Origin of the sequence: Streptomyces syringium, assembly GCF_017876625.1 — a bacterium.
GTDB lineage: Bacteria > Actinomycetota > Actinomycetes > Streptomycetales > Streptomycetaceae > Streptomyces > Streptomyces syringius.
Map to the genome: position 1 here is coordinate 7,520,332 of NZ_JAGIOH010000001.1, position 20,913 is coordinate 7,541,244.

23 protein-coding genes are annotated in these 20,913 nt (G+C 71.0%); 8 read left to right on the forward strand and 15 right to left on the reverse strand.

All coding sequences use genetic code 11. The features are described 5' to 3' along the window. Positions 1-35: 35 nt before the first annotated feature. From JO379_RS32075 to JO379_RS32090, 4 genes are all read right to left on the reverse strand, one after another. Positions 36-1,004 (reverse strand): TIGR03557 family F420-dependent LLM class oxidoreductase, encoded by a 969-nt coding sequence (locus JO379_RS32075; RefSeq protein WP_209518265.1) that lies wholly within the window; start codon positions 1,002-1,004, stop codon positions 36-38. Positions 1,005-1,165: 161 nt separating this feature from the next. Beyond that, positions 1,166-1,729, reverse strand: a complete 564-nt coding sequence (locus tag JO379_RS32080; RefSeq protein ID WP_130880524.1) for a DUF4142 domain-containing protein — start codon at positions 1,727-1,729, stop codon at positions 1,166-1,168. Between the two features lie 278 nt (positions 1,730-2,007). Further along, positions 2,008-2,589, reverse strand: coding sequence for a PepSY domain-containing protein (locus JO379_RS32085; protein ID WP_242626316.1), 582 nt, complete (start codon positions 2,587-2,589; stop codon positions 2,008-2,010). 186 nt (positions 2,590-2,775) lie between these two features. Then, positions 2,776-3,189 carry an SRPBCC family protein gene (locus JO379_RS32090; protein WP_130880526.1) on the reverse strand — a complete coding sequence of 138 codons (414 nt, stop codon included), beginning with the start codon at positions 3,187-3,189 and terminating at the stop codon, positions 2,776-2,778. Between the two features lie 203 nt (positions 3,190-3,392). On the opposite strand from JO379_RS32090, the gene JO379_RS32095 reads away from it, so the two are divergent. The 3 genes from JO379_RS32095 to JO379_RS32105 all read left to right on the forward strand — a co-directional run bounded on the left by JO379_RS32095 (position 3,393) and on the right by JO379_RS32105 (position 6,358). After that, a complete protein-coding gene (locus tag JO379_RS32095; protein ID WP_209518267.1) occupies positions 3,393-3,746 on the forward strand; it encodes an STAS domain-containing protein in 354 nt (117 codons plus the stop codon). Next, complete coding sequence (locus JO379_RS32100; RefSeq protein ID WP_307842200.1) at positions 3,743-4,675, forward strand: anti-sigma factor RsbA family regulatory protein; 933 nt, start codon at positions 3,743-3,745, stop codon at positions 4,673-4,675. The genes JO379_RS32095 and JO379_RS32100 overlap by 4 nt, the downstream gene beginning before the upstream one ends. 387 nt (positions 4,676-5,062) lie before the next feature. Next, positions 5,063-6,358 carry an MFS transporter gene (locus JO379_RS32105; protein ID WP_207304004.1) on the forward strand — a complete coding sequence of 432 codons (1,296 nt, stop codon included), beginning with the start codon at positions 5,063-5,065 and terminating at the stop codon, positions 6,356-6,358. A 28-nt stretch (positions 6,359-6,386) separates the two neighbouring features. On the opposite strand, the gene JO379_RS32110 is transcribed toward JO379_RS32105, so the two are convergent. The 5 genes from JO379_RS32110 to JO379_RS32130 form a co-directional block, all read right to left on the reverse strand. Beyond that, positions 6,387-6,920 (reverse strand): ferritin-like domain-containing protein, encoded by a 534-nt coding sequence (locus JO379_RS32110; protein ID WP_130880528.1) that lies wholly within the window; start codon positions 6,918-6,920, stop codon positions 6,387-6,389. A 124-nt stretch (positions 6,921-7,044) separates the two neighbouring features. After that, complete coding sequence (locus JO379_RS32115) at positions 7,045-7,590, reverse strand: DUF4232 domain-containing protein (protein ID WP_130880529.1); 546 nt, start codon at positions 7,588-7,590, stop codon at positions 7,045-7,047. 216 nt (positions 7,591-7,806) lie between these two features. Next, a complete protein-coding gene (locus JO379_RS32120; protein ID WP_209519007.1) occupies positions 7,807-8,775 on the reverse strand; it encodes an FG-GAP repeat domain-containing protein in 969 nt (322 codons plus the stop codon). 271 nt (positions 8,776-9,046) lie between these two features. Continuing rightward, positions 9,047-9,559: a GNAT family N-acetyltransferase gene (locus JO379_RS32125; RefSeq protein ID WP_130880530.1), complete on the reverse strand. Its 513-nt coding sequence runs from the start codon at positions 9,557-9,559 to the stop codon at positions 9,047-9,049. 85 nt (positions 9,560-9,644) lie between these two features. Further along, positions 9,645-10,763: a DUF5937 family protein gene (locus JO379_RS32130; protein WP_130880531.1), complete on the reverse strand. Its 1,119-nt coding sequence runs from the start codon at positions 10,761-10,763 to the stop codon at positions 9,645-9,647. Between the two features lie 131 nt (positions 10,764-10,894). Between JO379_RS32130 and JO379_RS32135 the strand changes: the two genes are divergently transcribed. Further along, entirely contained in the window at positions 10,895-11,290 is a 396-nt protein-coding gene (locus tag JO379_RS32135; RefSeq protein WP_130880532.1) for a VOC family protein, read from the forward strand. Positions 11,291-11,423: 133 nt separating this feature from the next. On the opposite strand, the gene JO379_RS32140 is transcribed toward JO379_RS32135, so the two are convergent. Further along, positions 11,424-11,600, reverse strand: coding sequence for a hydrophobic protein (locus JO379_RS32140; protein ID WP_130880533.1), 177 nt, complete (start codon positions 11,598-11,600; stop codon positions 11,424-11,426). Positions 11,601-11,773: 173 nt separating this feature from the next. On the opposite strand from JO379_RS32140, the gene JO379_RS32145 reads away from it, so the two are divergent. Next, entirely contained in the window at positions 11,774-12,322 is a 549-nt protein-coding gene (locus JO379_RS32145; RefSeq protein WP_130880534.1) for a GNAT family N-acetyltransferase, read from the forward strand. Between the two features lie 2 nt (positions 12,323-12,324). On the opposite strand, the gene JO379_RS32150 is transcribed toward JO379_RS32145, so the two are convergent. Beyond that, positions 12,325-13,809, reverse strand: a complete 1,485-nt coding sequence (locus JO379_RS32150; protein ID WP_209518268.1) for a hypothetical protein — start codon at positions 13,807-13,809, stop codon at positions 12,325-12,327. Between the two features lie 235 nt (positions 13,810-14,044). Here JO379_RS32150 and JO379_RS32155 point away from each other — a divergent pair, with 235 nt between their 5' ends. Further along, entirely contained in the window at positions 14,045-14,398 is a 354-nt protein-coding gene (locus tag JO379_RS32155) for a hypothetical protein (protein ID WP_130880536.1), read from the forward strand. A 98-nt stretch (positions 14,399-14,496) separates the two neighbouring features. Here JO379_RS32155 and JO379_RS32160 read toward each other — a convergent pair whose 3' ends face one another. The 4 genes from JO379_RS32160 to JO379_RS32175 all read right to left on the reverse strand — a co-directional run bounded on the left by JO379_RS32160 (position 14,497) and on the right by JO379_RS32175 (position 17,961). Then, positions 14,497-15,798 carry an MFS transporter gene (locus JO379_RS32160; protein WP_209518270.1) on the reverse strand — a complete coding sequence of 434 codons (1,302 nt, stop codon included), beginning with the start codon at positions 15,796-15,798 and terminating at the stop codon, positions 14,497-14,499. 108 nt (positions 15,799-15,906) lie between these two features. Continuing rightward, complete coding sequence (locus tag JO379_RS32165; RefSeq protein WP_130880538.1) at positions 15,907-16,422, reverse strand: glycine-rich domain-containing protein; 516 nt, start codon at positions 16,420-16,422, stop codon at positions 15,907-15,909. A 21-nt stretch (positions 16,423-16,443) separates the two neighbouring features. Further along, positions 16,444-17,682, reverse strand: coding sequence for a phenylacetate--CoA ligase family protein (locus JO379_RS32170; RefSeq protein WP_130880539.1), 1,239 nt, complete (start codon positions 17,680-17,682; stop codon positions 16,444-16,446). Positions 17,683-17,808: 126 nt separating this feature from the next. Beyond that, positions 17,809-17,961 carry a hypothetical protein gene (locus tag JO379_RS32175; RefSeq protein WP_165451629.1) on the reverse strand — a complete coding sequence of 51 codons (153 nt, stop codon included), beginning with the start codon at positions 17,959-17,961 and terminating at the stop codon, positions 17,809-17,811. A 798-nt stretch (positions 17,962-18,759) separates the two neighbouring features. On the opposite strand from JO379_RS32175, the gene JO379_RS32180 reads away from it, so the two are divergent. Beyond that, the gene (locus JO379_RS32180; RefSeq protein ID WP_130880540.1) at positions 18,760-19,368 is read left to right on the forward strand and encodes a carbonic anhydrase; all 609 of its coding nucleotides are present in this window, start codon (positions 18,760-18,762) and stop codon (positions 19,366-19,368) included. 61 nt (positions 19,369-19,429) lie between these two features. After that, positions 19,430-20,911, forward strand: a complete 1,482-nt coding sequence (locus tag JO379_RS32185; protein ID WP_130880541.1) for a SulP family inorganic anion transporter — start codon at positions 19,430-19,432, stop codon at positions 20,909-20,911. Positions 20,912-20,913 lie beyond the last annotated feature (2 nt).

The window sequence follows — 20,913 nt, forward strand, 5'->3', positions numbered from 1 at the left end:
CCGCCCGGCGGTGGGGACAGCCCCACCGTCGCGCGTCAGCTCGGCTGGAGCGCCCGGATCCGATGGTCGAGCTCCCGTTGGTAGAAGTCGATGAACCCGTCCGGGTCCGGGCCGGCGTTCTGCATGACCAGGTGGTCGAAACCGGCGTCGACGTATTCCTGCGCGGCCTCGACGTAGCGGGCGGGGTCGGGGCCGCAGGCGAACTGCTCGAGGATGTCCTCCTCGCGGACGGTGGTCGTCGCGGCGTCGAAATTGGCCGGGTTGGGCAGCTCGCTCATCACCTTCCAGCCCGTCACGGCCCAGCGTGAGGTCTCCAGTACGGCCTTGGCGGCGGTGTGCTCATCGGCCGCCCACGCCATCGGCACCTCGGCGTAACACGGTCCGCTGCCACCGGCCTCGCGGTAGTGCCGGACGAGTTCCGACTTCGGTTCGGTCGCGAACAGCCCGTCCCCGAGCTCGGCCGCGATCCGGGCCGCGGCTGCCCCGCCGGCTGCCACCGGGATCAGGGGCAGCTGCTCGGGCAGGTCGAAGACCCGCGCGTCCTCCAGCCGCAGGTGCTTGCCTTCATAGGAGCGGTAGCCACCGCGCCACAACGACCGGATGATCTCCAGCGCCTCGCGCAGCATCTCGTGGCGCACCCGGACCGAGCCGGGAAATCCCGGGCCGATGACGTGTTCGTTGAGCCGTTCCCCGGATCCGACACCGAGGGTGAAGCGGCCGTCGCAGACCAGGGCGAGCGTGGCGGCGGCCTGAGCGATGATCGCCGGGTGGTAGCGCACCGTCGGGCAGGTCACGCCCGTCACCAGGCCGATCCGCTCGGTCTTCACCGCGATCGCCCCCAGCACCGTCCAGGTGAACGGCGAATGCCCCTGGTTGTCCAGCCAGGGGTGGAAATGATCACTCATCTCCACGAAGTCGAACCCGGCCTGCTCGGCCCGCACGGCCTGCCGGATCAGCTCGCCCGGTCCGAAGGACTCCGTCGCCAGCTTGTAGCCGACCTTCATCTGCCTCACTCCTTTGGCTCGTGCGTCATGTCCGATGAGTCGCCCGTCTCCCTGACGCGTTCCCCGGCCGGCGCGCGGCAGTGGCCGGGCGGCGCCGTTGCTGACGGGGCGAGCCCCCGGCCGTCGCTGCCCGCGTCGGCCGGGGCTGGAGAATACGGGGGCTATCGGCCGTTGACCGCGGCGGCCTTGTGGTCCTTGTCGCTGTCGTGGCAGGTGCCACCGTGCACGAGGCCGAGGTGCATGGCGACGGTGGGCCGGAGCTTCTTCGCCAGGTGCCGGACCTTGTCGTTGTGGCCGTACTTGATCTCGTGGTCGATCAGGTCCAGGGTCTTCATGTGCCCGGCGGCCTGCGCCTTGAGCCATGCGACGTCGTACGCCTTGGTGTGGGCCTTCGTCCGCAACTTCGCGAGCTGCTTCTTCTGCTCGTCGGTGGGGGAGTCGGGCAGGGAGGTCCGCACCTTGTCCGCCACCCTCTTCACTTCTTCGTCCATCTTCATGTGGTCGCGGAGCAGGACCTTGGCGACCCGCTTCACACAGGACGTGGTGGCGTTCTTGCCGGCGTCCTTCGCCATCGCGATCTCGGCCAGATTGCCCCGGTGGGCGGTGCGCAGGAAGGTGTCGTCGGCCGAGCTGGTGCGGGGGCAGGTGGCCAGGGCGGGGCTGATGGCCGCACCGCTCACGGCCAGGACCGCCACGGCCGTGGCCAGCTGGTGTCGCATACGCATGGGTTGCTCCGTTCGTTCTCGGGCTGACGGCGCGCGCGACGAGGGATGCCGGGCCGGCCGCCGTGGGGTGCCGGGTCACGTGGGTCGCTGGTGCGGCGGCCCGGCGACAACATGCCTGCCACCCAGCCGGGCCGACGTACGCAGCATCCTGCGAACGGCGCAGCGGGCGCACCCGGGTGGCCCAAGGCGACGGGCCCACCGGGTGACGCTGTTCCCCTGTCGGGTCCCCTGTCGGCCCCCGGTCGACGATGAACGGCCGACCGCCCGACGCGCCGGCCTCAGTCGCGGTCGACGTGCTCGCGGAGGATCTTGCGGTGGGTCGCGTCGACGTCGAACGTGGTCTTGTTCCAGTCGCCGGTCGTCACGACGTCGACGGACCAGAAGACCGCGCCGGCGTCCGTGTCGTCGAGCTCGACGGCGGTGACCGTGCCCTTGGTCCTGTCGAGGGCCGTCGCGGCCGCATCCTGCGGCGAGACCTTGGCCTTGCTCAGACGGTCGGCCAGCTCCTGCTTGTCCCCGTCGTCCTGGTCCGCCTTCGCCCGGGACTCGAGGACCTTTCCGGAGACGGCGTCGACCCGCACGAGGTGGGCGGTGCCGTCCGGGGCCGCCACCTCGGTGTGCCACTGGGGGCCCGCGCCGGCGGTGCGCTTCAGCTCCACGGAGACCAGCCTGCTGCCGGGGACCTTCGCCGACGCGGCGTCCGCGGCGCGTTCGTAGCCGACCTTCGCCGACGGCACCAGCGCCTTGCGTTCGGCCTGGTCCTCGGTGAGCTGTCCTGTGGCCGACGCGGCGCCGGCCGACGGCGTCGACGACGTGGCGCTCCCGCCGCCGTCACCATCCCCGTCACCGCACCCCGCCACCAGTGCGAGCGAAAGGGCGAGCCCGCACAGCGCGCCGACGCCGCGAAGGCGCCCGGGGCGCGGACCGCCGTGAATTTCGGATGAGGATCGGGATGTGTCGTTCATGGGCACACGTGTTGCCCCGACTCACCCCGGTCATGCCCCCTCGCGCAGGGAATCACCCGACGGTGGCGGCGGGGCACGGGCTCACCCGGCGTTGTCGACGCGGAGCCGCACCTGCTCCTCCAGCCGCTCCAGGCTCCGCTCCAGCGCGGTGCGCACGGTCTCCTCTCCGGGGTCGTGCCGCTCGTCGAAGAAGGACAGATGGACCGTCACCTCGCTCGCGCCCGCGCCGACACCGGTCACCTGGAGCCATCCGGCGTAGCTCGAGCTGTCCCGCGTGCCCCACTCCACCCGCAGCCGGTCCGGCTGCGTGCGGAACAGCGCGGCCGCGTCCTCGCCGGTGCGGTCCTCGTGCACGGTCACGGCCGGGAGCCCCTGCGCCTCCTGCACGTGCAGATCCGACGGCAGCCAGCCGGCGAGCCGGCTCACCGTGCTCGCCTGATCGAAGACATGCTCAGGCAGCGCGGGCATCGTACGGGAACGCTCGTAATCGCTCATGCCACACCCATCGTCGGTCCGGAACCCCTCCCTGACCCGCCTGCCCCGTCGACGGCTCCCGAGGCACGAAACCACCCGTTCGCTCCGGAGCGGTCCGCCCTTCGGCCCCGCACGGGCCGCGGCCGGTTTCACGTCCCGACCCCCTCCCTCACGCCGGGATGTGGGCGATACTGGCCACCGCGGCGGGAAGTGGGGGCGAGTCCATGGGTGGGCCACACACGGTGAGGGCGGGCGAAGAAGCGCCCCGACACGGCGTTCTCGACATCCGGCCGTGCGCGGACCGGCCGGGAATAGCCGCCTCCGGCGAAATCAGCCTGACGTCGCAGACGGAGTGGGAGGGCGCGTTGGAAGGACTGCTCTCCCGTGGCGGGGACGCCTACCTGGAGCTGTCGGCCGTCACGTTCGTCGATGTCGCGGGCACCTCCGCCCTGGCCCGCGCGGCCCAGCGGCTCGGCCGGGCCGACCGGCGGATCGTCGTCCACGAACCGCCGCCGTCGCTGCGTCGTGCGCTGGAGATGTTCTGGTCCGATCTGACGGTGATCGAGGTGACGGGGTGACGGGCGTGACAGTCAGCGACGAGACGTTCGTGCACCCAGCACTCTTCTACCGCGGCGACACCGAGTATCTGACCGCCACCGTGCCCTTCATCCGGGACGGACTGGCCGCGGGGGAGCCGGTGGCCGTGGCCGTCCCCCAAAAGAACCTCACGCTGCTCCGGGAAGCTCTGGGCGAGCACGCCGCCTCGGTGCGCCTCATCGACATGCAGCAGGCCGGGCGCAATCCGGGCCGGATCATTCCGCGCGTCCTGCGCGCGTTCGCCGACGCCCATCAGGACCGTCACGCGCGGATCATCGGCGAGCCGATCTGGGCCGGCCGCAACGCGGCCGAGTACCCGGCGTGCGCGCAGCACGAGGCGCTGATCAATTACGCGTTCACGGGGCGCGACGTCACCATCCTGTGCCCCTACGACACCGGGCGGCTGTCCGCCGCCGTGCTGGCCGACGCCGAGGCCACCCACCCCGTCGTCGTCAGCGGCGGCCTGGAGCGGTTCAGCGACGCCTACGCACCCGACCGCGTCATCGCCCGGTACAACGAGCCCCTGCCCCTGCCGCCCGGGGTGGCCGCCTTCACCTTCGACGCGGCGAGCCTCCCCGACGCCCGGCACTTCGCCGCCGGGCTCGCCGCGGGGTTCGGGCTGCCCGACGGCCGCCACAGTGATCTGGAGCTGTCGGTGGCGGAGCTGACCACCAACAGCGTGGTGCACGGCGGTGGTGCGGGCACCCTGCGGGTCTGGGCCGAGGGCGACCACCTGGTCTGCGAGGTCGAGGACCGCGGACACATCAGCGCCCCCCTGGCCGGCCGCTGCCCGCCCCCGCCGACCCAGCCCGGCGGCCGGGGGCTGCTCATGGTCCACTACGTCACCGACCTGGTCCGTACCCACACCGGGCCACAGGGCACCACCACCCGCTTCTACCTCCGGCGTTGACCGGTCACCCCCCGCCTGCGTGACCGGAGCGCGGTGTACGCGCACGTGTCGCGCCTCATGAGGGGTGGTTCGGATCACTCCCTGTCACCGGAGCCCGAGGACGGCGGTCAGCTCATCGGGCCGGGCAGGGCGCACATCCCCGCTGTACGTATCGCCATTTCGGCACGTCCGACGCGGCCCGGCAGAGGCCCGCCGCCGACGGGCGGAGGCACGAGCCCCCGAGGCGCCAGCGCCATGCCGCGCGCGCCGTGCGCACGAGCAGTGCGCCGCGCCCCGGATCATGCGCACGGGGTGTTTTTTCGCCTCTTGTCCCCCTCGTGCGTCCCACAAGACGGCCCCCGCAGCAGATTTCCCCAAGGAGATCGACTGCGACCCTACTGTCTGGACATGGGACACACCGCCTCGGGACCGGCACATTCCGCCGGATACCGCGAACTCGTCACCCGTCCCCTGCTGATCTGGGCGGCGGTGATGACCACCGCCCGACTGCCCGTCGCCATAATGCCGCTGGCCTGCGTCTTCCTCGTCCGCGAGGAACCCGGTGGCTACGCACTGGGTGCGTTTCTCGCCGCGGCGTTCACGCTGGGCGAGGTCGTGGGCGGGGCAATCCTCGGGCCACGGCTACGCCCCCAACGCGTCGTCGGCCAGCTGGCCTGCGGGCTGGGCGGCGGAGCCGTCGCCTTCGCCGCGCTCGGCATGCTGCGGGGCGCTCATCCGGTGCTCCTGGCGGCGCTCGCCGCTCTGGCAGGCGCCGCCCCGGCCGCGAGCCCCGCGGGACTGCGCACGCTGCTCACCACCCAGGTGCCCGCACAACTGCGCCCCCGTGTTCTGAGCGCCGAGACCATGCTGGCCTACACCACCTCGGCCGTCGGCCCCGCACTCGTCAGCTGGCTGGCACTGGACTTCGCCTCCTGCGCCCCCCTGTGGGTGGCCGCCCTGCTGGCCTTCACCGCGGCCAAGGCGCTGCGCGCGCTGCCGATGCGATGGGAGTCCGAAGAGACCACGCGCACCGGCCCCTCACTCCTGCGGTGCGTGCTCCCCGCCTGGCCCGCCTACCTCGCGGGCGCCGCCGCGCTCATCCTGTTCGCCCTGTCGGAACTGGCGCTGCCCGCGCTGATCGAGGAGTGCGGCGCCCCCATCGGCTGGGTCGGGCTCATGCTCACCATGCAGTCGGGCTTCGCCGTCCTGGGCGCCATGATCTACGGGCTCCGCCGGTGGCCGGGCGACCCCCAACGGCAAGGGCTCGTCCTGGTCCTCGGCATCGCCGGCTGTGTGGTGTCCGCGGCCCTCGGCCACTGCCTCGCGGCCATCGTGGCCGCACTGTCGGTCGCCGGCCTGCTGTACGCGGGAGCCCAGGTCACCCGGCACATGGCGGTGCGCGAGAGACTGGAGCCCGCCGCATTGGCCGCGGGCTACTCGGTCATGGGAGCGATCGCCGCCATCGGCTACGCGCTCGGCGCGACCCTGGCGGGCGCCATGCTCAGCTCCACCACCCCCACGTTCACCCTCCTCACCGGGGTGGCCGTCGCCGGTGTCCTCATCTTCATCGGTGCGCTGGGCGACCGACGCCGCCGCGACCCGCCCGGCCACGAGCTCGCCGCACCGGACGAGGAAGAGCCGAGAGTGCCCCGTCAGGCGTTGGGCGGGTCCCCCGACACCGCCCGGACCCACCACGACCCGTGAGCCGGGGCCGGCCGTGGCCGCGCCCGCATCACGCGCCGAGCAGGTCGAGGATGTCGTCGGCGTGCTCCTCTTCCTCCTCGAGGATGGACTCCAGCAGTCGGCGCGTGGTGGGGTCGCGGTCCGCCAGCCAGCGGACGATCTCCTGGTAGCTGGAGATGACGATCCGCTCGGCGAGCAGATTGTGTTCCAGCATCTCCTTCAGATCGTTCGGCGACGGGGTGGTGTAGTCGGTGTGCGCACGCCGGGCCAGCGTCGCCGGGTCGAAATCGGGCTCGCCACCGAGCTGGGAGACGCGCTCGGCCGCCCGCATGGCGTGCTGCATCTCCTGCGCCGCGTGCTCGGTGAACTCGGCGGCCACCTGCGCCCGGTCGATGCCGGTCGCCGAGATGGCGTGCCGGGTGTAGCGCAGCCAGCACACCATTTCCGTCGCGATGACGTCATTGAGGATGTCGATCACGCGTTCGCTGTCGACGCCGTACGAGTCGGTGACGGGACCCGCCTCCATCTTCCGCCGTGCGTCCTCGCGGATCCTGGTGACATCCAGAACGAAGTCGTCGCTCATGCCCAGCCCTCTCTGCTCGCGTCGCGCCCGGCTTCCGGCGCTCGGGAAGAAGAGGGTTCCCCCGGGGCGGGGCACAGCCACGCGGGCCGTCCCAAGATGACCGGTTCGCCGCAACGGGGGTGGGTCAGTCGCGGACGGGGACCTTGTGGGCCACGGCGGTGACGTGAAGCTCACCGTGGTCGACGATGTCGCCCAGCGCGATGGTGCGGTAGGTCGTGGCGCCCGGCGGCGTCACCCGCAGGTATTCGGCGTGGCGGGCCTTGGTGCCGGAGTGGGTCCAGGCGACGTTGGCCTGCGCGGCCTCGCCCGCCCGCAGACGCACGACCTTGTTGCCGGGGTCGTCCGCGTACCAGGTGCTGCCCCACACCGTGCGGGTGGGCAGCGGGGCGTGACGGGCGTTCTCCAGCCCCAGCCCCGGATAGCCGCGCAGTGCGCAGAGGCGGCCGGAGGTGTTCCGCAGCTCCAGTGTGCCGCCGGCGTGGTTCATTCCGCCGCCGAGCCGGTCGCGGAAGGAGATCCGCAGGTCGGCGGTGCCGCAGGTGGCGACCGCGCGCGGGGCGGAGGCTTCCGTCGGAGCGGCCTGGGCGGCCCCCGCCCCGGCCGGCACGGCGAGCGCCGTGCCGATCGCGGCGGCGGTGGAGACGAGTACGGCGGTGGTGGGACGTATCACGAGCGTGTCCTTTCCACGGGCGTTGGACGCCTGTCGTCCTGGCACGACCCGGCGCGCGCCGGGCCAACCGGCCGCCTACCCGCCGGGCGCGCGGGTGAACACGGGCGAATCGAGCCGACCTCACGGCCCGGCGGACACCGGCAGCGTGACGCCGGCCCGCTCGGCACCCCGGGGGCCGAACGGACCGACGCGGTGTCCGGCACACGTGCGGGGCACTCAGCCCAGGATGTGCACCTCGGTGCTGTTCGTCCCCGTGCGGCTCTTCTTGACGGCCACGAGGTCGGGGCGGCCGTCACGGTTCCAGTCGGCGACGGAGAAGTCGAACGTCCCGTCCGTCTCGTGGAGCGCTGTGCCGGTCTGGAGGATGAAGCGCTGGAAGTTGTGGGCGCCCGAGAGGATGTGCACTTCGGTGCTGTTCGTCCCGGTGCGGTTCTTCTTGACGGCGACGAGGTCGGGGCGGCCGTCACGGTTCCAGTCGGTTATGGCGTAGTCGAACGAGTCGTCTGTTTCGTGGAGTGCTGTGCCGGTCTGGAGGGTGAAGCGTTGGAAGTTGCTGGCGCCGGAGAGGATATGGACTTCGGTGCTGTTGGTGCCTGTTCTGTTTTTCTTCACCGCGACGAGGTCGGGGCGGGTGTCCCGGTCCCAGTCGGTTATGGCGTAGTCGAACGAGTCGTCTGTTTCGTGGAGTGCTGTGCCGGTCTGGAGGGTGAAGCGTTGGAAGTTGCTGGCGCCGGAGAGGATATGGACTTCGGTGCTGTTGGTGCCTGTTCTGTTTTTCTTCACCGCGACGAGGTCGGGGCGGGTGTCCCGGTCCCAGTCGGTTATGGCGTAGTCGAACGAGTCGTCTGTTTCGTGGAGTGCTGTGCCGGTCTGGAGGATGTAGCGTTGGAAGTTGCTGGCGCCGGAGAGGATATGGACTTCGGTGCTGTTGGTGCCCGTTCTGCTCTTCTTCACCGCGACGAGGTCCGGGCGGCCGTCCCGGTCCCAGTCGGCTGTCGCGGTGGCGAAGGTGTCGTCCGTTTCGTGGAGCGCCGTACCGGTTTGCAGGATGAAGTTGCCGAACGCGGGAGCGTTGATCTGCCGGGCACTGGTCGACGCGTGCTCGTCGCCCGCCGCCACGGCGGCGCCGGGAGCGGCGAGTATCACGCCCAGAACCACCGGGGCGAGCGCGGCAATAGCCTTCATGGTGCGCACAGAAATGCCTCCCTGACACTTTCTCCCGAGAAGATCTCGCGAGCTCGCCCGATACTAGGGGCCGGTGTTATCAACAGAGTTGAGAAGCCGGCCAGTAGGCCGGAAAGGGAGGCTGATGGACTCATTCCGTAGGCCGCGCATGATGATCGCCATTGCGGCGCCATCCGCCGTTCGTACTGCTGAAACCGATCGTCGGGGCGCGGAATTCGAGCCGAGCGCCCGCCGGGCCGGGAGCTCCCCCCGGGGCCCGGCGAAAACGCGGCTAGATGCCGAACGGGGCGGCGTAGTGGATGGTGCCGCTCGGCAGCGGGCGTTCGTCGAGACCGAGGACCATCATGGCCTCGTCCGGGACCTCGATGGTGGGACGGATCCCGTACCCGGAGGCGGGAGCGAAGCCGAATCGCGGGTAGTAGGCGGGGTGCCCCAGCACGGTGACGATGTGCTCTCCCCGGTCCCTGGCGGCATCGAGCACGGCGCGGATGGCCGCGGCACCGGCACCGGTCCTCTGGTACTCGGGCAGAACGGCGACGGGGGCCAGGCAGAGGGCGGGGGTGTCGTCGATGTGGCAGCGCGTCAGCAGCGCGTATCCGGCAACGGTGCCCTCCGGTGTCTGGGCGACCATGGAGAGTCCGGGGATCCAGGCGGAGTCGGCACGCAGGGCGTCGACGAGGTCGGCTTCCAGCGGGGTGTCGAACGCGGACCGGTTGATCTCGCGGATCACCGGGATGTCGGCGTCGGTCTCGGGACGGCTGATCCAGTCGGTATGTGTCGTCATAGATGGACGAGTCTCCATTTCGGGCGGCGGGTTGTCGATTGAATTTCTCCTCCGGCGGCGGACCCGGCGGAACACCCGACAGGACCTAGCGCAGGATTCCCTCCAGGAAGTCGCTGCTGAGCCGTGCCACCACCGTGATGTCGAGCTGGTACATGACGTACCGGCCACGACGGCGCGTGATGATCAGGCCCGCCTTCTTCAGCACCGCCAGATGACGGGAGACCTCGGGTGCGCTGATGCCGAGGATGACGGCCAGTTCGCCCGTCGTGTGCGGGGCACGGGCCGTGGTGCGGCACACCTGTATCCGTACGGGGTGCGCCAGGGCTTCGAGCCGCAGCTTGAGCAGCTCCACCGAGGCGGGCGCCGGAAGTTCGGGGCCGCCGACGGGGTAGTGGACGACCGGACGCCACCCCGGCCGGTGCAGGATCATCAGATGCGGCCAGCCGAAGTGCGACGGCACGAAGGTGAGGCCCACTCCCACCTCCGGGTCCATCGCCGTCGCCTGCCCCTCCGACAGCTTGTCGGCACGGATCCGGGCCCCGCCGTCCTCCAGGGCCAGGGCCGGCGACACCGCGGTCAGCGCGTGATCGAGCCCTTTGCGCCGCAGCAGCTGTGTCTTGTGCCGGGCGTCGGCGGCCAGCTTGCCGTGCACCCGGCGCCAGGTGTCCGCGAAGAAGGCGGCGTCGCAGTCCTCCACGAGACGGCGCACCCACACGCGTACCGAACCGGGGTCCTCCAGCAGCCGCGCGGTGAACTTCATCTGCTGCGGACCGCGGGCCGTCGCCAGCTCCAGCGCCCTTGCGCGGGCCGCGGGATCGCTGAGCGGTGACAGACCGCCCGTGTTGTACGAGTCGAGGCTGCAGAACTCCAACGCCGTCGAGACGAACTGCTCGTCGTCCAGCCGGTCCAGCAGGTCCAGCTCCTCGGCGAGCGTCGCCCGGGTCCTGCCGTCACCGCCGCGCACCCCGGCGAACGGCATGAAGAGGTCGGAAAAGGTATTGCGCCAGAGGAAGTCGGCTTCGCAGAGGCGTCCCGCGAGATCCGGCTCCAGCGAGGCCGCCGTGGCCGTGGCCCAGCCTGCCGTCCCCGGGTGGTGCCCGGGCTCGGACAGGGTGTGCAGGGCGAGGCTCAGCTCGGCGAGCGGGGACAGCTCGAAGACGATGTCCGCGGTCGCCAGCCCCGCGATGTCGATGAAGACGCTCATGCCCACCATGGTGCCTGCCGCCGCGCCGGACCCACGCCGTGCGGGGGCGCCGCGGTGCCGCCCCGGTTTGCGGGTAGGAGTCCCGAAGACGCACGCGACCGGCCTTTTCGACCGTGGTGAGGGGAAGACAGATGACCGTCGCGAAAACGAGTGTCCTGGTCCTGGACTGCGCGGAGCCCGAGGCGTTGGCGGAGTTCTACGCCAATCTGCTCGACGCGCGCACCCAGCCCGGAGCCGACCCCGATTTCGTCGAGGTCGTCGGCCTCGACGGCGCCCACCTGGCGATCCGGAAGGATCACGGCCTGGCGCCGCCCAGTTGGCCGCGACCGGACGACTCCCAGCAGGCACACCTCCGCCTCCTCGTCGCCCGGGACGACATGGACGAGGCGGAACGGGAAGCCATCGCTCTCGGTGCCCGGCCGCTGGATACGAAGGACAACGGCGGCCCTGATGATGTGCGGATCTACTCCGACCCCGCCGGGCACCCGTTCTCCCTGGCCGCACGCCGGGACCGGCCCGACTGCTGAGCCACGCCGTCGCCCGGGGTGCCGGGCGACGGCCTCGGAGTCCGCGGCCGGGACAGAACGGAGCGGGTGGCCGGACGAGTCGTCCGGCCACCCGCTCCGTTGGCGTATCGGGGTGGTTGTTCGTGTACCGCGGCTACCAGCGGTACCAACGGCCGCTCCGTCGGCCGCCGCCACCGGCGGTCGGCCGGACGACGAAGCCGAGCAGCCATACGGCGAGCACGATGAGGGCGACCCACCACAGGGCCTTGAGCGCGAATCCCGCACCGAACAGGAGCAGGGCGAGCAGCAGCACAGCGAGTAGGGGAACCATAGTCATCAACCTCCACACAGCCGTTTGCCCTGAGCGGGCCCCGGCATGCATGCGGATTCCTTCCCGGCGGCCCGGGGGAGGAGGAAGGGGCCGCACCGCCTCTGGCGGGGGCACGGAGTGTGTGGTGGGATGCGAACCGCCGCCCGGAAGCCCATGTGCGAGGGAGACGTGTCATGGAACGCCCACCTGAGGCCCTGGAGCATCGGACGGTCCGGCTGGTCCGCTGGCGTACGGGCGACGCGGAGTGGGCGCTCGACCTGGTCACGGAGGCCCTGGACCACCTTCGTCCGTACATGCCCTGGGCCGACGGCTACAGCGCCGAGCAGAATCTCGCGTTCCTTCGCTCCTGCGAGCAGGCCTGGGACGCCGGAACCTCCTTTCAGTACTCCGTGCACCACCGGGGGCGCCCCGCCGGGTCGTGCGGACTCCTCCGGCGTCCCGGAACGGATGTCGTGGAGATCGGCTACTGGCTCCACCCCGACCACACCGGGAAGGGCCTGGCGACCGACTCCGCCCGCCTCCTCGTCACCGCCGCGTTCGCGCTGTCCGATGTCGGCGCGGTGGAGATCGTGCACGACGCGGGGAACCACGCGAGCGGAGCCGTGCCGCGCCGACTGGACTTCACGCGCATCGGCATGCGAAGTTCCCAGCCCCCGCTCCCACCCGCCGATTCCGGCATCGAAGTGATCTGGAGCCTGTCACGGCATCAGGCCGCGGGGTGACGTCAGTCGTGCGGCCGCCGCGCGTGGCGGCCATGGCCCGGCTGGAACATCGACTGCAACCGTCCGAGCAGCCCCTTGTCGGAGCGGCCGCTGTCCGCCTCCCGGACCGGGTCCTCGCCCGGGGGCGGGCCGGCAGGGGGCGAGGGCTCGGCACGGGCGACCGCCGGGGGCTTTTCCAGCTCCCGGCCCGCCCCCGGGGAGACGTCCCGGCGGCCGGCGGTGCTCGGCAGCGGGCCCAGCAGCGCCCACCCGTAGGCCGTACGAGGTGTCCCTTGCGGGGGAGCGGGTGCGGCGGCCGCAGGCGACGGCCACTCGACCTGCCACGCCACGTCGTACTTGCCGAGGCCGTACGGATGGGCGTATTCGAGCGAGTTCACGGCGGAGGGGCCGTAGCCGGTGAAGTCCCCGTAGCCGCCGGGATCATAGGTGGCGGGGGAGTCGTAGGCCGGGGGGCCGGCCATGGGGCGGAGGTGGCCGGCGGCCGAGGCGACCGTGGCCTCGGCCTCCTTGAGGGTGGCGAGGGCGTGTGCCCGGGAGGTCTCCACCCGGGCGGTGGTGAGCTCGCTCTGCAGTGAGGTGACACGGTCCTGCAGCCGCCGCAGCCGGTCGATGTGGGCATGCAGGTCCGTCCGCAGCCGCTCGGCTTCCCGCTGCGCGGTGGACTCGTGCAGTCGGACGCGCTTCAGCTCGACCTGGAGCCGCTCGGCGTCGCCCTTGCGCCGGAGGGCGAGGGCGGTGCCGCGGGCCGCCTGCTGCCCGGTCTCCCGTAATTCCCGTCGCAGGGCCCGCACTTCGTCCTCGAGCGAGCTCGTGTAGGCGTGGCGGGCGGCACGCTCGTCCTCCGCCAGATATTCCTCGTACCGGGTGGGATCGCTGTCACGGAGGGCGGCGAAGTAGGAGCACATCAGGGCCTGCCGTTCCTCGGCGGTAGGACCCCGACCCTCGGGCAGCAGAGCGAGCAGCTGATCGATCTCGTGGCGGTCCGGCACGCGCGCACCCCGTGCGACGGCGGCCAGGGCGGCCGGCGAGACCGTAGTGGCCGGTGCCGCCGGAAAGCGCAGCCGCAGAGCGCGGCTGACGGCGTCGGGGTCGGCATCCAGCCGGTTCATGACCGTCTCGCGCACCGTCGAGGCGAACGCCTGTACGGACTTGGGGAGGGGGCGGCGCCTTTCCTGGTCCGCCTGCGTCCACAAGGCCTTGATCTCCGGCCAGACTTCGCTCTCCGGCCGTTCCCGTTCGCCGCTCATCCGCAGCAGTTGCAGGACGACGGCGTGCAGGGTGTCAGATCCTGTCAGACTCCGGCCGGTCAGGATCTCGCCGACCGTGGTGTGCGAGGCGGTCGCGGGCAGGGAGTTGTCCTGATTGACGGCCTCGGAGATCCTGCGGTACGAGGGGTTGCCCGCGGCCTCGCGGAGGGCGCACATCGCGTCGCGTAGCCGGAGCAGGGCGCCGTCCGGCCCCCGCCCACCCCGCATCTGTGCGGGCATAGCCGAGGCTCCCTGCTGTCAGATCGTGTCAGAGGAGCCGATCCTTCCATACCCCGGTGTACCGCCGGGAATTATCTGACAACTCTCTGCACGGCAGATGCGTCAGCCCCGCCGAGCCGAGGTGTCGACTGGAGGAGCCGACGGTGATCGCCGCCGGTTTCGCATACGACCGGGCCGCCGCAGACCAGCGGGCAGCAGGACCGGCGGCCCGGTCCCCACCCCAACGAGGGGCGTCATGAACCACCTTAAAGAGCACGACTTCCGCGACCGCCTTCATGGCCAAAGCCACCACCGCGCGGCGCCGGTGCGCTACCGTGCCCGCCGCGCGGTCGTCGCACTGACCTTCCTCGCAGCGGTCCTTCCCACGGTCCCCGCCGCGCAGGCCACCGCCCAGGGGGCGTCCCCCTCGGCGGCCACCGCGCCGACGCAGCCCACGGACCGTCCGCCCGCCCGGCCCGGCGGGCTGTCCGGGCCGGAGCTGTGGCGCGCCGGCCTGCCCCCGTTCCTCGCTTCCCTGGGGTCGGGCACCGTGCTCGCCGTCACCGGGTGGGGCATCAAGCGGATCGCCTCCCGTCGAGCCGCCCCGTAGCGGACGGACCGGCTCCCGCACCAGGGGCGCGGATGCCGGGGGGACCACTCACGCCTCCCCGGCAGTGCGCCCGGTACCGGAACCCCGGGCCGTAGCCGTCACACTCGCTGTTTGCTCGCGACGGCTTCCGCCGGGGCGGCACGCGGCGGCCGGTCGGCCAGGGCGAGCACGGGGACGATCGCGAGCGCGAGGACGGCTCCTCCCGCCGCCAGCGCCGGGAATCCACTGGCCGCGACGACCAGGCCGGAAGCCATCCCGCCGGTCGCGCCGGCCAGGGCGATCCCCACGTCGACCGTGCCTTGAGTCGCGGCACGCCGGGCGAGCGGAACCGCGTCCGTGACGATGGCGGTGCCGCTGATCAGCCCGAAGTTCCACCCCAGCCCCAGCAGGACGAGGGCTGTGGCCAGGGCGGCCATGGAGTGCGGTGGTGCCACGGCGGCGAGGATTCCGGCGGCGAGCAGGGTCAGACCGGGCGCGGCGGCGACCCACCGCCGGCCGAGGCGGTCGACGAGCATGCCCGTGAGGGGAGAAGGCATGAACATCGCCGCCACATGGAGGGCGATGACGAGCCCGGCCGCCTGTGTGCCGTGGCCGTGGGCCCGCATGTGGACGGGCGTCATCGTCATGATCGCGATCATCACGAGCTGGGTGACGACCATGACGGCGGCGCCGGTGGCGAGGGCACGGGTGTCCGTCCGGGCGGCGTCGCCCTCCCCGGTGCCATCGGCGTCGTCCGGCGACGTGCCGGCCGCCGCGAGGTCGCGCGCCAGCAGCAGCGGGTCCGGGCGCAGGCAGATGCCCAGCACGGCGGCGGCCGCCGTGAAGGCGAGGAGGGCCAGCAGGAACGGGCCGGCGAGGCGGGGGATCCCCCAGGCATGGGCGACGTCGCCCGTGGCACTCACCAGGAGGGGACCGACGACCGCGCCGAGTGTGGTGGCGAAGAGCACGGTGCTCACCGCGCGGCCCCGGCGCGCGGGCGAGGCGAGGTCCGCCCCCGCGTACCGGGCCAGCAGATTGGTCACCGTGCCCGCCCCGTAGACGAAGAGGGAGAGGAGGAGCAGGTACACGCTGTCGACGACGGCCGCGATGACGACACCGAGACTGCCGAGCGCGCCGACCACGTAGCCCAGGGTGAGTCCCGGCCGCCGTCCCCAGCGCTGGCACACGCGCCCGATCCCGATGGCACCGAGCGCGGCCCCGGCCGTGAACAGGGCGCTGGGCACCCCGGCGAGGCCGGTGGAGCCGAGCATCTCCTCGGCGAGCAGCGCGCCGACGGTGATGCCGGCGGCGAGCCCCGCGCCGCTGAGGACCTGGGAGACGACCAGGACGGTCAGGACCCGCCGCTGCTGTGGGACCTCCGGATTGCCGTGCGTGGCCGGTATGCCGGACCGAGCGCTCATGATGCCTTTCCCTGTCCCCCGGAGCGAGAAGTCTCTCCGGATGCCACGCCGGATGGTGGTGCGGGCGCCGTGGTCCCGTCGGTGATGCGGGCGTACGCGGCGCGCGTGCTACGCCGCTGCCAGCGGTTCGAGTGCGGCGATGTCCTCCAGTGACATGTCCAGCTGCTGGTGGAGGAACCGCACGATCGTCCAGTGCGGCAGAGCGCCCTCGTCGAAGGGGCCGAACTCCCGGCAGTACAGCGGGATCCAGCGCAGGGCTTCCTCGATCGCCTGCTCACGGCCGGGCTCCTGCTGGTAGTCCTCGTAGCCGATGCTCCGGTGATGGATGAAGAACCGGCCGGGCAGTCTCTCTTCGCACAGTTCACGGTACTCGCGCGTCTGCAGAATGAGGTAGTGCCATATCTCGTCGATCTCCTGCTCGACGGGCAGGAAGAGTCCGCTGAGCTGCTCGCGGTGGTGCGAGATGAGGTAGAGGTACCGCAGGCACTCGAGGACCTGGCGTTCGACGAAGTCCGGTGCCGCTTCGGTCTTGTCGGTGAAGTACTTCACCACCTCGTCGTGGAGTCGGCTGCCGAGAAGAGCCTTGAGGTCCTCGGCGGACACGGTCGGCTGTGGGGTGGTCACACCATTCTCCCGTCGGGTGGGTCAGAGGTCTTTCGCGAGCCAGGCGTACTTGCCGGACTTGCCGATGGCGATGTGCGTGCGGTGCTCGACACGGCACCGGCGCCCGGTCAGTTCGCCGACGCTGTGCTCCAGTGCGGCTGCCTCGGCCGGCTCGAGTGGTGCGTCGTGGAAGGTCGTGTACCGCAGTACGGCCTCCGCGTCCCCGGAGGGCCGGAGCTGGTGGAGGAAGACGTGCGGTGACGCGCGGCCGACGCTGTCGTCGAGGTCTCCCTGCGCCACCGGGCCGTGCGGCGCCGGGAGAAGCTCCTTCTCACGGCCGCAGAACCGGGAGATCCTGGCCGGGTCCGGTGTGCCGTCCAGGGTGCGTACGCAGTCCCCCGAGCGGTACCGGATCAGCGGCATATGGGGATTCCGCACACTCGTCACAATGAGGTTGAAGAGTTGACTTCCCGGGGTCACCGGAATCAATTCCACATTCATCTGGTCGAGGTACGGCCAGTACCGGCCGTCGCGGTCGCTGTAGTAGAGGTAACCCAGCTCCGTGCTGCCGAACAGATCGATGATCGGGCAGGTGAAGTGCCGCTGGAGGAAACGGCGGACATTCACCGGGGTGTATTCGTAGGCGTGGATGATGCTGGCGGGCTGCGGGAACTGGTCCCACAGGCCCCACTCGTTCACCTTCCGCACGAGGTGCGCCAGGTGATAGCCCGAGCAGTCGAGGTGGTACCACCCCTGCGGATGTGCCTGCCGTGCCGTCCGGATCTCGGCCAGCATGCGCTCGACCTCCTCGCGCTCCCACAACGCCGGGTCGAGCCGCAGGTTGAGGTAGAGAGTGCGGGCGTCCAGCCGCCGTTCCTCGAGGTCGGGCAGGGTGTCCGGCTCGGCTCCGCGCTTCTTCGCGTTGACCCGGGCGACGTGCTCCGTGGCCAACACGGTGGTGAGGGAGACGCGTTGGCATCCCTGGTCCCACGTGGCGGAGATGTCGGGATGCTCGCTCCACAGCCGGTAATAGGAGTTGAGCAGGAAGTACGGGGGGCGGATGATCTGCATACGGGCATGATTGGTGCCGGTGGAGAGCACGAACTCCGCCTCACCGGCCGCGAGTGCCTCCGCGAGCCGGGGTGTCATCCAGTTGTCCGGGAAATCCCGCGCTATCTCGGGTTTCTCGAGTATGGGGAAGTGTCCCTGCTCGATCGACCTCCGGTAGATCGGTATGTCCCTGATCCGCTCGACGATGTCGGCTGTCGGCTGACCGTTCATTCTCACCCTCGGGGTCTGCTCGGAGAACGGAAGCCCCGCATGAAGCCAGGGGCCGTGCGCCGGGGGAGCGGGCCGCGGACGCGCGAAGCGGCCGGACTCGCTCCCCCGGGTTTCAGCGGACGGTCGTCAGGAGATGCAACCGGCCTTGGGGGCCGCGCTGATGCAGCCCGACTTGGCCACGCTGATGCAGCCGTCCTTCGCGGCGTTCTGCGCCGAGTTGGCGGCGACCCAGCCCTTCCAGACGCTGTCCTGGGCCATCTTCTTGATGAGCTTGTCCATGTCGACCTCCGAAAACAGTGACGTATGCGACGGATGACCTGCTCTTTTGTCGCTCCGTCAGACCGTAAAGCCATGGCCAAGAAAGTGTCAACGTTGAGCAAGGCAATGATCGCTTCGAGGTTGGCCGACCGGTGAGTTGACACGTGGACGCCGCTCAACTGGACGTCGGCGGAGCGGTGGGCCGCGGGCCCCTGACGGCCGGCGACCGCGGCGAAGCCGGGGCCGGTGGGCCGCGTCGGCATTGTCGGGCGGATGTCGTGAGGCGGGGGCGTGGCATGGCGGTGGTGGGGTGAGACGTCCTGCCGATGGCGTGCGGCGGCCTCGGGGGCGTACGCCCCCAGGACGCACTGCCGACTACGCATCCATCAATAAGTTAAGCGCATTATTGAGCTGCCTAGGGCTGCCGAGCTAAGGTAACGTACAGGCAAAAGACGGCGTGGCCGCAGTGCGGGACCGCTCCCCGACTGCGGTGTGGCATTCCATGACGCGTGGTCAACGGGTCGCGTTCTCGGGGGAGTTCGTGTTCACAGGGCAGCGCGCGTTCAAAGAACTACAGCGAATTTCAACCAAAACGGGGATGCCGGGACCATCAGGCCGCCTCCGGACCGCACGCTCTTCCAGCGCGCCACCCCTGCGGTGGAAACCTGTGCGGCGCTGAAGCCACCACAGGGAAAACCGGTCGATTCCGGCACAGCACCCATGGGCCGGCCTTCCGGCAATCCCTCGCACGCGAAGTACTCCAATGCTGACCTTGAACACACCGTGCCTGAATGTACCGGGCGCAGGAGGCGGGCCAACATGAAGTCCCTGATAGCCAACGCGCGATCGTTCGCGACGCACGTCACCGAGCGTGCCGAGGAATTCCGTGCCCTGGAGGCCGGACAGAATCCGGAAGCGTTGTTCATCACTTGTTCCGACTCGCGAGTGGTGCCCTCACTGATCACCGGTGCGCGCCCGGGTGAGCTGTTCGAGCTGCGGACCGCGGGCAACATCGTGCCGGAGTACTGCAGTGACCACCCCGCGGGCGAGACGGCCACCATCGAATACGCGGTGCGCGTGCTGGCCGTCCGCACCCTCATCGTGTGCGGGCACTCCCATTGCGGCGCCGTCGGTGCCCTCGTGCGCGGCGACGACCTGTCCGGCGTGCCGGCGGTACGGGGCTGGCTGGAACGCGGAGCCTCCGCAGAGCTGAAGGCGTTCGCCGACGACCGGGACGACCCGGTCGTCGCCGCCTCCGTGCAGCGCCACGCCCTCGCCCAGCTCGACCGGCTGCGCGCCTACCCCTGCGTCGCCGAGCGGCTGTCCGACGGCCGGCTGACGCTGCACGCCTGGTACTACGAAGTCCACACCGGGACCGTCCTCGCCCACCGCGCCACGGACGGCGAAGCAGCGTTCCTGCCCCTGTGACCCGCGATCCCTCGCACGCGGTCACACCGGCTCGTCCGTCCCCACCTCATGTGAGGAACCCATGCGCCCCCTGCCCCCTCCCGCGGCCCTGCGGCGGGACTTCACCGCCTCCCTCGTCGTCTTCCTCGTCGCGCTGCCCCTGTGTGTGGGCGTCGCCGTCGCCTCGGGCGTGCCCGCCGAACTCGGCCTGGTCACCGGCATCGTCGGCGGCCTCGTCGCGGGGGTACTGCCCGGCAGCTCCCTCCAGGTCAGCGGTCCGGCCGCCGGGCTGACCGTCCTCGTCTACGAAGCGGTCCAGGCCCACGGGATGGCCACCCTCGGTGTCATCGTCCTGGCCGCCGGCATCCTGCAACTCGTGCTCGGACTCCTGAAGTTCGGGCGCTGGTTCCGTGCCATCTCGGTCGCCGTCGTCCAGGGGATGCTCGCAGGCATCGGACTCGTCCTGATCTTCGGCCAGTGCTACGCCATGGCCGATCGCAAGGCGCCCCGCTCCGGGATCGACAAGCTCACCGGACTCCCGGCACTGGCCGCCGACATCGCCGCGGACGAGCGGTCACTGACCGCGCTCGCCATCGGAGCCGGCACCGTGGCCGTCCTCGTCCTCTGGAAGCGCCTGCCGGACCGGATCTCCGGGGCGCTCCCCGCACCCCTGGCCGCCGTCGCCCTCGCCACCGCCGCGACCGCGGCCTTATCCCTGCCCATTGCCAAGGTCGAGGTACAGGGCCTGCTCGAATCGGTCCAGCCACCCGCCCTGGACGACTTCAGCGGCCTCGGCGAGATCGCCCTGCTCGGCACCGTCCTCGCCTTCACCCTCATCGCCTCCGCCGAGAGCCTCTTCAGCGCGGCAGCGGTCGACCGCATGCACGACGGCCCGCGCACCGACTACGACAAGGAGCTCATCGCCCAAGGCGCCGGGAACACCGTATGCGGCTTCCTCGGCGCGCTGCCGATGACCGCGGTCATCGTCCGCAGCTCGGCCAACGTCCAGGCCGGTGCCCGCACCAAGGCCTCCCGGGTCCTGCACGGTGTGTGGCTCCTGCTGTTCGCCGCCCTGCTCCCCGCCGCGCTCGGCGTCATCCCCCTGGCCTCCCTCGCCGGTGTCCTGGTGCACGCCGGGTGCAAGCTCGTCCCGGTCCGGGAACTCCTCCCGCTGTGGCGCGAACACCGCGGTGAAGCGGTGGTACTGGCCGTCACCGCGATCGCCATCGTCACCACCAACATGTTCGAGGGCGTCCTGGCCGGGCTGCTGCTGGCCGTCGCCAAGACCGCGTGGGCGATCTCCCACGTCCACATGAGCGTCAAGGAATCCGGCACCGGTCCCGTCCACGTACGGCTGACCGGCAACGCCACCTTCCTGCGCCTGCCGCTCATCCTCGAAACGCTCGAAGCACTGCCGAAGGACCGCCCCATCGAACTGGACCTGTCCGGGCTCCGCCACCTCGACCACGCCTGCCAGACCGCCCTCACCAACTGGGCCGACCGCCACAACGAAGAAGGCACCGAGCCGGTACGGATGAGCGGCCACCACCAGGGCCGGGCGTAGCC

What these genes read in the sequence shown, in the direction of transcription:
- JO379_RS32075 (WP_209518265.1), bottom strand. Translation starts at nt 1,004, where the DNA reads ATGAAGGTCGGCTACAAGCTGGCGACGGAGTCCTTCGGACCGGGCGAG.
- JO379_RS32080 (WP_130880524.1), bottom strand. Translation starts at nt 1,729, where the DNA reads ATGCGTATGCGACACCAGCTGGCCACGGCCGTGGCGGTCCTGGCCGTG.
- JO379_RS32090 (WP_130880526.1), bottom strand. Translation starts at nt 3,189, where the DNA reads ATGAGCGATTACGAGCGTTCCCGTACGATGCCCGCGCTGCCTGAGCAT.
- JO379_RS32095 (WP_209518267.1), top strand. Translation starts at nt 3,393, where the DNA reads ATGGGTGGGCCACACACGGTGAGGGCGGGCGAAGAAGCGCCCCGACAC.
- JO379_RS32105 (WP_207304004.1), top strand. Translation starts at nt 5,063, where the DNA reads ATGGGACACACCGCCTCGGGACCGGCACATTCCGCCGGATACCGCGAA.
- JO379_RS32110 (WP_130880528.1), bottom strand. Translation starts at nt 6,920, where the DNA reads ATGAGCGACGACTTCGTTCTGGATGTCACCAGGATCCGCGAGGACGCA.
- JO379_RS32120 (WP_209519007.1), bottom strand. Translation starts at nt 8,775, where the DNA reads ATGAAGGCTATTGCCGCGCTCGCCCCGGTGGTTCTGGGCGTGATACTC.
- JO379_RS32125 (WP_130880530.1), bottom strand. Translation starts at nt 9,559, where the DNA reads ATGACGACACATACCGACTGGATCAGCCGTCCCGAGACCGACGCCGAC.
- JO379_RS32130 (WP_130880531.1), bottom strand. Translation starts at nt 10,763, where the DNA reads ATGAGCGTCTTCATCGACATCGCGGGGCTGGCGACCGCGGACATCGTC.
- JO379_RS32135 (WP_130880532.1), top strand. Translation starts at nt 10,895, where the DNA reads ATGACCGTCGCGAAAACGAGTGTCCTGGTCCTGGACTGCGCGGAGCCC.
- JO379_RS32140 (WP_130880533.1), bottom strand. Translation starts at nt 11,600, where the DNA reads ATGGTTCCCCTACTCGCTGTGCTGCTGCTCGCCCTGCTCCTGTTCGGT.
- JO379_RS32145 (WP_130880534.1), top strand. Translation starts at nt 11,774, where the DNA reads ATGGAACGCCCACCTGAGGCCCTGGAGCATCGGACGGTCCGGCTGGTC.
- JO379_RS32150 (WP_209518268.1), bottom strand. Translation starts at nt 13,809, where the DNA reads ATGCCCGCACAGATGCGGGGTGGGCGGGGGCCGGACGGCGCCCTGCTC.
- JO379_RS32155 (WP_130880536.1), top strand. Translation starts at nt 14,045, where the DNA reads ATGAACCACCTTAAAGAGCACGACTTCCGCGACCGCCTTCATGGCCAA.
- JO379_RS32160 (WP_209518270.1), bottom strand. Translation starts at nt 15,798, where the DNA reads ATGAGCGCTCGGTCCGGCATACCGGCCACGCACGGCAATCCGGAGGTC.
- JO379_RS32170 (WP_130880539.1), bottom strand. Translation starts at nt 17,682, where the DNA reads ATGAACGGTCAGCCGACAGCCGACATCGTCGAGCGGATCAGGGACATA.
- JO379_RS32175 (WP_165451629.1), bottom strand. Translation starts at nt 17,961, where the DNA reads ATGGACAAGCTCATCAAGAAGATGGCCCAGGACAGCGTCTGGAAGGGC.
- JO379_RS32180 (WP_130880540.1), top strand. Translation starts at nt 18,760, where the DNA reads ATGAAGTCCCTGATAGCCAACGCGCGATCGTTCGCGACGCACGTCACC.
- JO379_RS32185 (WP_130880541.1), top strand. Translation starts at nt 19,430, where the DNA reads ATGCGCCCCCTGCCCCCTCCCGCGGCCCTGCGGCGGGACTTCACCGCC.